Raw genomic sequence first — 12,295 nt, 5'->3', positions numbered from 1 at the left:
GAGGTCCGCCGACAGGGCGGGAGCGCGCGCGTGACACCCTGGCGGGTGTGACCAGCAAGCAACTCCGCAACCCCGTCGGCGGCCATGTCCCCGTGGCCGGCGGCCTCAACTCCGTCGGCCTGAGCTACGCCCGTGAGCTCAAGGCCGAGACCGTCCAGGTATTCGTGGCCAACCCGCGCGGCTGGGCGACGCCCGTCGGAAACCCCCGCCAGGACGAGGAGTTCCGCGCGGCCTGCGCCGCCGAATCGATCCCGGCGTACGTCCATGCCCCGTATCTGATCAACTTCGGCTCGCACACCGAGGCGACGGTCGAGAAGTCCGTGGAGTCACTGCGGCACTCGCTGCGCAGGGGCCGGGAGATCGGCGCGCTGGGCGTGGTCGTGCACACGGGGAGCGCCACCGGGGGCAGGGAGCGTTCCGTGGCCCTCGCGCAGGTGCGCGAACACCTGCTGCCGCTGCTCGACGAGCTGACCCACGACGACGACCCGTTCCTGCTCCTGGAGTCGACCGCAGGTCAGGGCGCCTCCCTCTGTTCCCGCACCTGGGACTTCGGGCCGTACTTCGAGGCGCTCGACGCCCATCCGAAGCTGGGTGTCTGCCTCGACACCTGCCACATCTACGCGGCGGGCCACGATCTGACCGGTCCGAGCGGGATGCACCAGACCCTGGACCTGCTGGTGGACACGGTCGGCGAGGGCCGGCTCAAGCTGATCCACGCCAACGACTCCAAGGATGTGGTCGGCGCCCACAAGGACCGCCACGAGAACATTGGCTCCGGCCACATCGGCGAGGACCCGTTCCGCGCGCTGATGACCCACCCGGCCACCGAGGGCGTACCCCTGATCATCGAGACGCCGGGCGGCAAGGAGGGGCACGCCGGGGACATCGAGCGCCTGAAGAAACTCCGGGAGTAAGGAATACCCCCGGGGGGTATGTAGTTGTTGCTCGCGACAGGAACCGCTACCTGACTCCGGGGGCTTCTCATGCAGCACGACGCGCACACCGGGCACACGCACGAAGGCCACGCCCATGGCATCGGCAAGGTCACCTGGTCCACGGCCGCCCAGGCGACCCTGCACTGCCTCACCGGCTGCGCCATCGGTGAGGTGCTCGGCATGGTGATCGGGACCGCGTTCGGCTGGGGCAATGTGCCGACGCTGATCCTGGCGATCGTCCTGGCGTTCGTCTTCGGCTACTCGTTCACGCTGCGGAGCGTGCTCAAGGCCGGCGTCGACTTCCGGACGGCGTTCCGGGTCGCGCTCGCCGCGGACACCCTGTCGATCGCGGTGATGGAGCTGATCGACAACGGCGTGATCGCCTTCTGGCCGGGCGCGATGGACGCCGGACTCTCGGACGCGTCCTTCTGGTGGGTCCTGGCCCTCGCGCTGGCCGCCGCCTTCGTGATCACCCTGCCCGTGAACAAGTGGATGATCGGCCGCGGCAAGGGCCATGCGGTGGTGCACCAGTACCACTGACCAGCGCAGAAAGCAGGAGTAAGGGCAGGACTCAGAGCTCGGGGCCGTCCCCGGGCTCCTCCTGGTACGAGTAACGCTGCTCGCGCCACGGGTCGCCGACGTTGTGGTACCCGCGCTCCTCCCAGAAGCCGCGGCGGTCCGCCGTCATGTACTCGACGCCGCGCACCCACTTGGGGCCCTTCCAGGCGTAGAGCTGAGGCACGACGAGGCGGAGCGGGAAGCCGTGCTCCGCCGTCAGCAGTTCGCCGTCCTTGTGGGTGGCGAAGATCGTGCGGTCGGAGGCGAAGTCGTCGAGGCGGAGGTTGGAGCTGAACCCGTACTCGGCCCAGACCATGACATGAGTGACGGTGGGCGCCGGCGGGGCGATCTCCAGGATCGTACGAGCCGGAATGCCACCCCATTCGGCCCCGATCATGCTGAACTTCGTGACGCAGTGCAGATCGGCCACGACCGAGGCGTACGGCAGGGCCGTGAACTCCTCGTGGGTCCAGCAGTGCTTCTCACCGTCGGCGGTGGCGCCGAAGACCCTGAACTCCCAGCGTTCGGGGCGGAACTTGGGTACGGGCCCGTAGTGCGTGACCGGCCAGCCGCGCTGCAGTCGCTGCCCCGGCGGAAGCTCCGACTGTGCCGCTTCTCCAGATTCACGCTCCACCGGCTGACCCATGACTCCATCCTGACAGACCTGGGGCAGTGCACATGACCAGCCAAAGTCGGATTCGGGCAACTCCTACTAAGCATGCACTTACTGGACGCCCTCAGGAAGCCGGTGCAAGGATGCGGCGCAACCTGCCAACTCCCCTTCCTGGAAGGAGCCTCTGCGATGCAGGGCGACCCCGAGGTCCTCGAGTTCCTGAACGAACAGCTCACCGGCGAGCTGACGGCGATCAACCAGTACTGGCTGCACTACCGCATCCAGGACAACAACGGTTGGACCAAGCTCGCCAAGTACACGCGTTCTGAATCCATCGATGAGATGAAGCACGCGGACAAGATCACCGAGCGCATCCTCATGCTGGACGGCCTGCCGAACTACCAGCGGCTGTTCCATGTGCGAGTGGGGCAGACCCTCACCGAGATGTTCCAGGCCGACCGGCAGGTGGAGGTCGAGGCGATCGACCGCCTCAAGCGGGGCATCGAGGTGATGCGCGCGAAGGGCGACATCACGTCGGCGAACATCTTCGAGGACATCCTCGAGGACGAGGAGCACCACATCGACTATCTCGACACGCAGCTCGACCTGGTCGAGAAGCTCGGCGAGGCGCTCTACATCGCGCAGCAGATCGAGCAGCCGGACAGCTAGTCCGCCCTCTAGGCGGCCTCGTCCAGCGACGCGGACACCGGAACCTCGGTCGCGGACACCGGAACCTCGGCCGCCGGCACCGGGACCTCGGAGAGGACCGGCCTGCCCTCGTCCACCAGCTCGCGGCGCGGGCACGCGCCCCGGCCCAGCAGGGCCTGAATTCGGCGGACGCACGAACCACAGTCCGTGCCCGCCTTGCACTCCGACGCTATCTGGCGGGGGGTGCAGGCACCGCCCTCCGCGTGCTTCTTCACCTGCGCCTCGGTGACACCGAAGCAGTTGCAGACGTACACGCGGTCCACCTCCCGACAGGGATTTCGTAGGTCGTGCCATCCCGATGATCGGTGAGGCTAACCTAACCTTACCCGCCTGTCAGGAACCGTAAAAGTGCCGTGGGGCGCGGATCGTATGTGATCCGCGCCCCACTTCACGCTCCTGTAACAGCCGAAACGGCTGTCCGCCCGCTACTGGTCGCGGTACATCTCCGCGACAAGGAAGGCCAGGTCAAGGGACTGGCTGCGGTTCAGACGGGGGTCGCAGGCCGTCTCGTAGCGCTGGTGCAGATCGTCGACGAAGATCTCGTCGCCGCCGCCCACGCACTCGGTGACGTCGTCACCGGTGAGCTCGACATGGATGCCGCCCGGGTGGGTGCCCAGACCCTTGTGGACCTCGAAGAAGCCCTTGACCTCGTCCAGCACGTCGTCGAAGCGGCGGGTCTTGTGGCCGGAAGCCGCCTCGTAGGTGTTGCCGTGCATCGGGTCGGTGATCCAGGCCACGGTCGCGCCGGAGGCGGTGACCTTCTCGACCAGCTCGGGCAGCTTGTCGCGGACCTTGTCCGCGCCCATCCGCACGATGAAGGTGAGACGGCCCGGCTCGCGGTCCGGGTCGAGGCGCTCGATGTACTGCAGCGCGTCCTCGGCCGTCGTCGTCGGGCCCAGCTTGATCCCGATCGGGTTGCGGATCTTCGAGGCGAACTCGATGTGCGCGCCGTCCAGCTGACGGGTGCGCTCACCGATCCACACCATGTGGCCCGAGACGTCGTACAGGTGGCCCGTACGCGAGTCGACCCTGGTCAGCGCCGATTCGTAGTCGAGGAGCAGCGCCTCGTGGGAGGCGTAGAACTCGACGGTCTTGAACTCCTCCGGGTCGGTACCGCAGGCCCGCATGAAGTTCAGCGCGTTGTCGATCTCGCGCGCCAGCTGCTCGTAGCGCTGCCCGGACGGGGAGGACTTCACGAAGTCCTGGTTCCAGGCGTGCACCTGGCGCAGATCGGCGTAGCCGCCGGTGGTGAAGGCGCGCACCAGGTTGAGCGTGGAGGCGGAGGCGTTGTACATCCGCTTCAGGCGCTCGGGGTCCGGGATGCGGGACTTCTCGTCGAAGTCGAAGCCGTTGACCGAGTCACCGCGGTACGTCGGCAGGGTCACGCCGTCACGGGTCTCGGTGCCCTTGGAGCGCGGCTTGGAGTACTGGCCCGCGATACGGCCGACCTTCACGACCGGCACGGAGGCGGCGTAGGTGAGGACAGCGCCCATCTGGAGCAGGGTCTTGAGCTTGGCCCGGATGTGCTCGGCGCTCACGGCGTCGAAGGACTCGGCGCAGTCGCCGCCCTGCAGCAGGAACGCGTCGCCCTTCGCGACGGCCGCCAGACGGGCGCGCAGCTGGTCGCACTCGCCGGCGAAGACGAGCGGCGGATACGACTCGAGGTCCGCGATCACATCGCGCAGAGCCTCGGCATCGGGGTACTCGGGCTGCTGCGCCGCGGGCAGGTCTCGCCAGGTCGCCTTGGCGGCGATGGCTTGGGAATCAGCGTTCACGGTCACCCCGTAAACATTACGGGGTCGTGTCGGGCGTCCATCCACCTGCTCATCAATTGAGACGGGGCGCGCTCGATCGGGGCGCGCTCCGGGCGGCCGTACGACGGGTGCGTACGGCCGCCCGGAGCAGGCGAGAGTCGGCTAGTCCACGTCGAGCCGGTTGCGGTCGATGCTGATCTTCACACCGCCGTGGGTCTCGGTCGTGTCGCCCACGTACTGGTGGATGCGCTGGTGGTCGGCCCAGAGTTTCGCGGGGATCGACGGGTCCGTGAGCGTCGACTCACCGTTCCAGCGGGCGAAGTGGATCACGTCGGGCGGGGTGATCGTCTTCACGTTGGCCACCAGGTCGGTGATCAGGGACGAGACGCTGCCGTACGCGCCCGAGCGATAGCCCAGCTGGTGCAGGCGCTCGGTGTAGGCCTCGATGTAGGCGAGCACCCGGGCGGTCACGGTGGAGCCGCGGGTGTAGTGCTCCAGGTCGTTGTAGATCACCGACCCCTTGCCGAGGCCCAGCGCCGCGGCCTGCTTGGCCGCGTCGTCGGCGGCCGCGGTGCCCTGCGGTACCGGGTCGGTGATCGACGCACAGCCACCGCCGCAGCTGCCGCCGTCGGAGGAGGGCTGCCGGCCGACGTACAGCGGGAAGAACCGCCAGCCGTTGGCGTACTGCGTGCGCACCCACGCGGCCGTGAGTTTCGGCTGGGCGCAGGCGCGGTTGAGGCCGCCGATGTAGATGCCGATGGCGCCGTAGTCGGACGCGTCCCGCCAGGCGTCCATCGCCGACTGGCTCGGTGCGGTGCAGGCGTCGAAGCCCTCGCCCCGGAACGAGGTGGCGTCCGCGGGGACGGGCGCCACGGCCGTCTGCTCCGTCTCCGGGGCGGCGACGGGCAGACCGGCGCTGCGCAGGATCCGCTGGATGCTGCCCCGGTCGTCTCCGTACGCGGCGGTCACGGTGATGCGGTCCGCGGTGGCCCTGTAGGTGCGGGCCGTGCGGTTCTCGGTGACGGCGCTCCGCGCGGCGGTGGCGGGCTGGATCAGGAGTGCTTCGGTACGTCCCCTCAGACGCGCCGGGCAGTCCTGTCGGCCGCCGGGCGTGCCGAGGTACACGGCGTGCCGGTCGAAGCGGACACAGGCTTCCGGGTTGGCCGCCAGGTCCACGACCTGCCAGGAGGCGGGGACGGTGAACTCGTGGCCGCGGTAGCTGACCTGGGTGGTGTCGTCGGATTCGGCGGGGCGCGGGGCCGACTGGGCGGCGCCCGGCCAGCCGGCGGCAAGGACCGCGGCTGCGGCGAGGGCCGTGAGCGCGCGTGCGCCGCTCCGGCGGGACAGGGGTGAACGAGCTGCGTGAATGACTCTCTCCTCGGTCGGGCTCCTCGGTCGGGCTGTGAACCCATCAATGGCCGCCGACCGGGCGATCCGAACCCGGTGCCCGCGCGGTTCACGCTGTTGCCCGGCCCCCGGCGTCGGGTAGGGTGCGGCGCATGTTCGCGCATTCGACCCAGACCTGGTGGTGGACCGCTCATCCGGCGGCCCACTGATCGCGCGTACTCAAGACTTCGCGAAGGCCGCCCGAGGGGCGGCCTTCGGCGTTTCCCGGAGCCCGTTCCTCTCTGAGTCGGTCAGACCTCACCGAGAAGGAACAGGACCGATGAACCTGCTCGATCTGCTGGACGATCCCCGTCCGTTCGCCCTGCTGCGCCGCCGCACACCCGGTCACGACCATGACGTGGTCGAGGTCATGCTCGGGCCCGTCAGCACCTGCGACCGCCTCGCCGACCTCCCCGACGAGGGCCTCGCGCTGATCCCCTTCCGCCAGATCAGGGAGCGCGGCTTCGACGTCCGCGACGACGGCACACCGCTCGCGGTACTGACCCCGCAGAAGACGTACGAACTGCCGCTGGAGCGCGCCCTGGCGGAGCTGCCGTCGCACGAGGTGCGGGTCGAGGGCGGCGGCTTCGACGTCGCCGACGAGGAGTACGCGGGGATCGTCGGGCGAGTGCTCCACGAGGAGATCGGAAGCGGCGAGGGCGCGAACTTCGTCATCCGGCGTACGTACGAGGGGCAGATCCCGGGGTTCGGGAAGGCCGACGCGCTGGCCCTCTTCCGACGGCTGCTCGTCGGTGAGCGGGGCGCGTACTGGACGTATGTCGTGCACACCGGGGAGCGGACGCTGGTCGGGGCGAGTCCCGAGGTGCACGTGCGGATGGCGGGCGGCACGGTCGTCATGAACCCGATCAGCGGGACGTACCGCTACCCGGCCGGGGGTCCGACGCCCGAGGATCTGCTCGCCTTCCTCGCCGACGGCAAGGAGATCGAGGAGCTCTCGATGGTCGTCGACGAGGAGCTCAAGATGATGTGCACGGTCGGTGACATGGGCGGGGTGGTGATCGGGCCGCGGCTCAAGGAGATGGCCCATCTCGCGCACACCGAGTACGAGTTGCGGGGCCGGTCGTCGCTGGACGTACGGGAGGTTCTGCGCGAGACCATGTTCGCCGCCACCGTGACCGGGTCGCCGGTGCAGAACGCGTGCCGGGTCATCGAGCGCCACGAGGTCGGCGGACGCGGCTACTACGCGGGCGCCCTTGCCCTCGTCGGACGGGACGCGGGCGGGGCCCAGACCCTCGACTCCCCCATCCTCATCCGGACCGCCGACATCGACGCGGACGGGCGGCTGCGGGTGCCGGTCGGCGCCACCCTCGTCCGGGGATCGGATCCCGCGAGCGAGGTCGCCGAGACGCATGCGAAGGCGGCGGGGGTGCTGGCGGCTCTGGGGGTCCTCGAAGGCAGGCCGCGCGAGGAGGGCGTACGGCCGAAGCTGGCCGACGATCCGCGGGTGCAGGCGGCGCTCGACGGGCGACGGGGCTCGCTGGCGCCGTTCTGGCTGCGGATGCAGGAGCGGACCGACGCGCTGGAGGGGCACGCCCTGGTCGTGGACGGCGAGGACACGTTCACGGCGATGCTCGCGCATGTGCTGCGGTCGTCGGGGCTGGAGGTGACCGTACGGCGCTATGACGAGCCCGGGCTGCGGGAGGTCGTGCTCGCCCATGAGGGGCCGCTGATCCTGGGGCCGGGGCCCGGTGATCCGGGCGATGTCGACGACCCCAAGATGCGTTTCCTGCGCGGGCTCACCGCCGAGGTCCTGCGCACCCACCGCCACGGCGTGCTCGGCGTCTGCCTCGGCCATGAGCTGATCGCGGCCGAACTGGGGCTGGAGATCGTGCGCAAGGAGGTGCCCTACCAGGGCGCGCAGACCGAGGTCGGCCTCTTCGGGCGGCCGGAGACCGTCGGCTTCTACAACAGCTTCGTGGCCCGGTGCGACGACGAGACGGCTGCCGAGCTGGCGGCCCATGGCGTCGAGGCCAGCCGCAGCGACACGGGCGAGGTCCACGCGCTAAGAGGGCCGGGGTTCGCCGGCGTCCAGTTCCACCCGGAGTCGGTGCTGACGCTGCGCGGCACCGGGATCGTACGGGAGTTGCTGGGTCAGCTGCGCGGGACCAGCACGTTCTCCGAGCGGCGGCCCGCGGTGTAGTCCAGGACGTTGCTCAGGGTGGTGTCGATGATCTGGCCAACGGCGTCCACGGTGTAGTACGCCTGGTGGGAGGTGACCAGGACGTTCGGGAAGGTGACGAGGCGGGCCAGGGTGTCGTCCTCGACGGCCTCCAGGGACTTGTCGAGGAAGAAGAGTCCCGCTTCCGCCTCGTACACGTCGAGGCCGACGCCCGTGAAGCGGCCCTCGCGCAGTTGGTCGACGAGGGCCGCGGTGTCGATCAGGCCGCCGCGGCTGGAGTTCACGAGGATCGCGTCGTCCTTCATCGTGCGCAGCGCGGCGGCGTCGATGAGCCGCTGCGTCTCAGGCATGAGCGGGACGTGCAGGGTGATCAGGTCGGACTCGGCGAAGAGCTGCTCCTTGGGGACGTACTTCATGCCGAGGTCCAGGCAGGCCGGGTTCTCGGCGACGTCCCAGCCGAGCAGGTTCATGCCGAAGCCGTGGGCGATCCGGGTGAACGCCTCGCCGATCTTGCCGGTGCCGAGGACGCCCGCGGTGCGGCCGTGCATGTCGCGGCCCATCAGGCCGTCGAGGCGGAAGTCGAAGTCGCGGGTGCGGATGGCGGCGCGGACGATACGGCGGTTGACGGCCATGCCGAGGGTCCAGGCGAACTCGGCGACCGAGTACGGCGAGTAGTACGAGACCCGTGCCGCGGTCATGCCGAGGCGCTCGGCGACATCGAGGTCGATGTTGTTGAAGCCGGTGGAGCGCTGGGCGATCATCTGCGTGCCGCCGGCCGCGAGGGTCTGCAGGACGCGGTGGCCGAGGCCGCAGTTGACGCTGGTGGAGATGATCTCGTGGCCGGCCGCGATGGGAGCGGTGTCCTCGGTCAGGAAGACGTCGAGGCAGCGGACGTCGTGGTGTCCCGCGAAGGCCTTCTGGATCAGGGGCTTCTCGTCGGCCTGCACACCGAACGCCAGAATCTCCACCGGCTACTCCCGTCCTGGAGGGTTATGGGCCGAATATACGGCCCATAACCCCAGGTCGCCGGGTCGACGGAGCGGCAGGACCCACGGACTCAGCCGCCCCAGCCGCCTCAGCCGAAGAAGACCCCGACCTCCTCGTACAGCTTCGGGTCCACCGTCTTCAGCTTGGCCGTGGCCTCCGCGATGGGGACGCGGACGATGTCCGTGCCGCGCAGGGCGACCATCTTGCCGAAGTCGCCGTCCCGGACGGCCTCGATGGCGTGCAGGCCGAAGCGGGTGGCGAGCCAGCGGTCGAAGGCACTGGGGGTGCCGCCGCGCTGGACGTGCCCGAGGACCGTGGTCCTGGCCTCCTTGCCGGTGCGCCTCTCGATCTCCTTGGCCAGCCACTCGCCGACACCGGAGAGCCGGACGTGTCCGAAGGAGTCGAGCGTGCCGTCCTTGAGGACCACGTCGCCGTCCTTGGGCATGGCGCCCTCGGCGACGACCACGATCGGGGCGTACGAGGCCTTGAAGCGGGAGGTCACCCAGGAGCAGACCTGTTCCACGTCGAAGCGCTGCTCGGGGATGAGGATGACGTTCGCGCCGCCCGCGAGGCCGGAGTGGAGGGCGATCCAGCCCGCGTGCCGCCCCATCACCTCGCAGACGAGCACCCGCATGTGCGACTCGGCGGTGGTGTGCAGCCGGTCGATCGCCTCGGTGGCGATGTTGACGGCGGTGTCGAAGCCGAAGGTGTAGTCGGTGGCGGACAGGTCGTTGTCGATGGTCTTCGGTACGCCGACGACGGGGACGCCGTACTCGTCGGTGAGGCGCGCGGCCACACCGAGCGTGTCCTCGCCGCCGATCGCGATGAGCGCCTCGACATCCTGCTTGGCGAGGGTCTCCTTGATCCGGCGGATGCCGTTCTCGACCTTGAGCGGATTGGTGCGCGAGGAGCCGAGGATGGTGCCGCCGCGGGGCAGGATGCCGCGCACGGCCGGGATGTCGAGCTGGACGGTGTCGCCCTCGAGCGGACCCCGCCAGCCGTCCCGGAAGCCGACGAAGTCATAGCCGTACTCCTGCACGCCCTTGCGGACGATGCCCCGGATGACGGCGTTGAGCCCGGGGCAGTCGCCGCCTCCGGTCAGTACTCCGACCCGCATGGAAAGTCCCTTCGCCATGGTTGGCTGACGGGACTCACGCTAATAGTGATCCAGGTCACTTCAGTATGGTGCGGAAGGTCAATTCCGGTGAATTGTGCGGGAGTTGATCACCCACCTTCACTCGAAGGTGGGTAACCCGTGGTTTACGCGTCGTCCAGGCCGCGCTCTATGGCGTAGCGAACGAGTTCCACACGGTTGTGGAGTTGGAGCTTGCCCAGGGTGTTCTGCACGTGGTTCTGGACCGTGCGGTGGGAGATGACCAGGCGCTCGGCGATCTGCTTGTAGCTGAGGCCCTTGGCGACCAGGCGGAGCACCTCGGTCTCGCGGTCGGTGAGCTGCGGTGCCCTGGGCTCGTCGCCGCCCGTGGCGGGCCCGGGGTCGGAGGCGAGCCGGCGGTACTCGCCGAGGACCAGTCCGGCGAGGCCCGGTGTGAACACCGGGTCGCCGACGGCCGTGCGGCGCACCGCGTCGGTCAGCTCCGCCGTGGACGCCGACTTGAGCAGATAGCCCGTCGCGCCGGACTTGACCGCCTCCAGGACGTCGGCGTGCTCACCACTGGCCGACAGGACGAGGACGCGCAGCGCCGGGTTGGCGCCGACCAGTTCCTTGCAGACCTGGACGCCGGGCTTGGCGGGCAGGTTCAGGTCGAGGACGAGGACGTCGGGCGCGGCGGCCTGGGCGCGGCGCACGGCCTGCTCGCCGTCGCCCGCGGTGGCGACGACGTCGAACCCCGCCTCGGCGAGGTCGCGGGCGACGGCATCGCGCCACATGGGGTGGTCGTCCACCACCATGACCTTGATCGAACCCTTGTGCTGCTCACTCATGCTCGCTCCGCCTTCCCCCGTGAAACCTTCGAACCCTTGGACGCCTTCGGATCCTTCGGCGCCTTCGGCACTTTCAGCTCGACCTCCGTGCCCTGCCCCGGGACCGAGATCAGCTCGGCCGCGCCGCCGATCTCGCGCAGCCGGCCGCGGATCGACAGGGCCACGCCGAGCCGCCCCTCCCCCTCGGCCTGGGCGAGCCGCCCCTCCGGGATGCCGGGGCCGTCGTCGCGCACGGTCACGATCACCGCGTCCGGTTCGTCCTCGACCAGGATCCAGGCCCTGGCGTCCGCGCCCGCGTGCTTGCGGACATTGTCCAGGGCGGCACCGACAGCGGCGGCCAGCTCCTTGGCGGCGGCCGGGGCGAGCGGCACGGGTGCGCCGGGCTCGGAGAGCGTCACGCGCGCGGTGGCGTACGGGGCGAGGAGCCCGCGCAGGTCTACGGGGCCCTTGGGGTCCTCGTCGTCGCCCGGTTCGTCGACGGCTCGTACGACGGCACCGAGCGCGGCGTCCTCGGACACCCGGGAGACGGGCACCAGGCCGCCCGAGACCAGCGTGCGCAGCGCCACCTCCTGCTCACCGGCCATCCGGCCCAGCTCGGCGGTCTCGCCGCCGAGGGCAGAGGCGCGCCGCTGCACCATGGCGAGGACCTGGAGTACGCCGTCGTGGATGTCGCGGGCCAGGCGTTCCCGTTCGCGGGTCGCCGCCTCGATCTCCAGGGCGCGGGCGAGGGTGAGCTCGGAGGCGCGGGCGACCTCGACGACGTATCCGATGGCGATGGAGGCGACCCAGACAAGGAGCACGTTGTGGATGGTGTCGCGGGTCGGGGCGCCGCGGTGGACGAGGTTGGCGGCCGCGACGAGCGTGGAGGCGAAGGCCGCCCAGCGCCAGCCGCCCTTGATCGCGAACGCCAGGACGGAGCCGGCGGTCCATATCGACGGCAGGGTCGGACCGCCCGCGTCTATCCGGGCCGCGCTGTCGGCGACCCGGGTGAGCAGGATGCCGGTGAGCGCGATGGTCAGGTCGGCGGCGAGGAACCGCTTGGTGCAGCTGGCCGCGTTGGCGACCCTGGGAAGGGTCGCGATGGTCCACACGAACAGGACGACGTAGTAGGTGATGGCCACCCAGGGCCGGGCGAACTCGTCGTACGCGGTGGCGAAGAGCCCGGTCGCGTACAGCATCGTCAGCACGCGGTAGCCGCTGAGCGCACGCCACAGCGGCTGCTCGACCGACATCCTCATGACTCGCTCGCGCTTGGCCATGTCCCCCACCCCAT

14 protein-coding genes are annotated in these 12,295 nt (G+C 69.8%); 6 read left to right on the top strand and 8 right to left on the bottom strand.

The window, feature by feature from the left end; all coding sequences use genetic code 11:
* The first annotated feature begins 47 nt into the window (after positions 1-47).
* Complete coding sequence (locus OG266_RS32875) at positions 48-914, top strand: deoxyribonuclease IV (protein WP_371550131.1); 867 nt, start codon at positions 48-50, stop codon at positions 912-914.
* A gap of 69 nt (positions 915-983) precedes the next feature.
* On the top strand, positions 984-1,475 hold the full coding sequence (locus tag OG266_RS32870; protein WP_329548130.1) for a DUF4396 domain-containing protein: 492 nt from the start codon (positions 984-986) through the stop codon (positions 1,473-1,475).
* A gap of 31 nt (positions 1,476-1,506) precedes the next feature.
* On the opposite strand, the gene OG266_RS32865 is transcribed toward OG266_RS32870, so the two are convergent.
* Positions 1,507-2,139, bottom strand: a complete 633-nt coding sequence (locus OG266_RS32865; protein ID WP_266465188.1) for a sulfite oxidase-like oxidoreductase — start codon at positions 2,137-2,139, stop codon at positions 1,507-1,509.
* A 156-nt stretch (positions 2,140-2,295) separates the two neighbouring features.
* On the opposite strand from OG266_RS32865, the gene bfr reads away from it, so the two are divergent.
* Positions 2,296-2,775, top strand: a complete 480-nt coding sequence (bfr, locus tag OG266_RS32860) for a bacterioferritin (RefSeq protein ID WP_371550128.1) — start codon at positions 2,296-2,298, stop codon at positions 2,773-2,775.
* Positions 2,776-2,783: 8 nt separating this feature from the next.
* On the opposite strand, the gene OG266_RS32855 is transcribed toward bfr, so the two are convergent.
* The 3 genes from OG266_RS32855 to OG266_RS32845 form a co-directional block, all read right to left on the bottom strand.
* Entirely contained in the window at positions 2,784-3,068 is a 285-nt protein-coding gene (locus OG266_RS32855; protein WP_371550127.1) for a bacterioferritin-associated ferredoxin, read from the bottom strand.
* Between the two features lie 171 nt (positions 3,069-3,239).
* Positions 3,240-4,595 carry a class II 3-deoxy-7-phosphoheptulonate synthase gene (locus OG266_RS32850; RefSeq protein WP_266465179.1) on the bottom strand — a complete coding sequence of 452 codons (1,356 nt, stop codon included), beginning with the start codon at positions 4,593-4,595 and terminating at the stop codon, positions 3,240-3,242.
* A gap of 135 nt (positions 4,596-4,730) precedes the next feature.
* A complete protein-coding gene (locus tag OG266_RS32845) occupies positions 4,731-5,744 on the bottom strand; it encodes a glycoside hydrolase domain-containing protein (protein ID WP_371550125.1) in 1,014 nt (337 codons plus the stop codon).
* A 30-nt stretch (positions 5,745-5,774) separates the two neighbouring features.
* Between OG266_RS32845 and OG266_RS32840 the strand changes: the two genes are divergently transcribed.
* The 3 genes from OG266_RS32840 to OG266_RS32830 all read left to right on the top strand — a co-directional run bounded on the left by OG266_RS32840 (position 5,775) and on the right by OG266_RS32830 (position 8,115).
* Positions 5,775-5,921 carry a hypothetical protein gene (locus OG266_RS32840; RefSeq protein WP_371550124.1) on the top strand — a complete coding sequence of 49 codons (147 nt, stop codon included), beginning with the start codon at positions 5,775-5,777 and terminating at the stop codon, positions 5,919-5,921.
* A gap of 146 nt (positions 5,922-6,067) precedes the next feature.
* Complete coding sequence (locus OG266_RS32835) at positions 6,068-6,124, top strand: trp operon leader peptide (protein ID WP_073723848.1); 57 nt, start codon at positions 6,068-6,070, stop codon at positions 6,122-6,124.
* Positions 6,125-6,234: 110 nt separating this feature from the next.
* The gene (locus OG266_RS32830) at positions 6,235-8,115 is read left to right on the top strand and encodes an anthranilate synthase family protein (RefSeq protein WP_371550122.1); all 1,881 of its coding nucleotides are present in this window, start codon (positions 6,235-6,237) and stop codon (positions 8,113-8,115) included.
* Here the strand turns inward: OG266_RS32830 and OG266_RS32825 are convergent.
* The 4 genes from OG266_RS32825 to macS form a co-directional block, all read right to left on the bottom strand.
* On the bottom strand, positions 8,067-9,062 hold the full coding sequence (locus OG266_RS32825; RefSeq protein WP_329548126.1) for a 2-hydroxyacid dehydrogenase: 996 nt from the start codon (positions 9,060-9,062) through the stop codon (positions 8,067-8,069). The genes OG266_RS32830 and OG266_RS32825 overlap by 49 nt on opposite strands.
* Before the next feature lie 107 nt (positions 9,063-9,169).
* Positions 9,170-10,198 carry a 6-phosphofructokinase gene (locus OG266_RS32820; protein WP_266465162.1) on the bottom strand — a complete coding sequence of 343 codons (1,029 nt, stop codon included), beginning with the start codon at positions 10,196-10,198 and terminating at the stop codon, positions 9,170-9,172.
* 143 nt (positions 10,199-10,341) lie between these two features.
* A complete protein-coding gene (locus OG266_RS32815; protein WP_371550119.1) occupies positions 10,342-11,022 on the bottom strand; it encodes a response regulator in 681 nt (226 codons plus the stop codon).
* Positions 11,019-12,281, bottom strand: coding sequence for a MacS family sensor histidine kinase (gene macS, locus OG266_RS32810; protein WP_371550117.1), 1,263 nt, complete (start codon positions 12,279-12,281; stop codon positions 11,019-11,021). Before macS ends, OG266_RS32815 begins: the two co-directional genes overlap by 4 nt.
* Positions 12,282-12,295: the final 14 nt, after the last annotated feature.

The sequence above is a fragment of the Streptomyces sp. NBC_00554 genome (assembly GCF_041431135.1).
GTDB lineage: Bacteria > Actinomycetota > Actinomycetes > Streptomycetales > Streptomycetaceae > Streptomyces.
The sequence above is the reverse complement of the archived record's forward strand: the minus strand, read 5'-3'. Positions and strand labels throughout refer to the sequence as shown.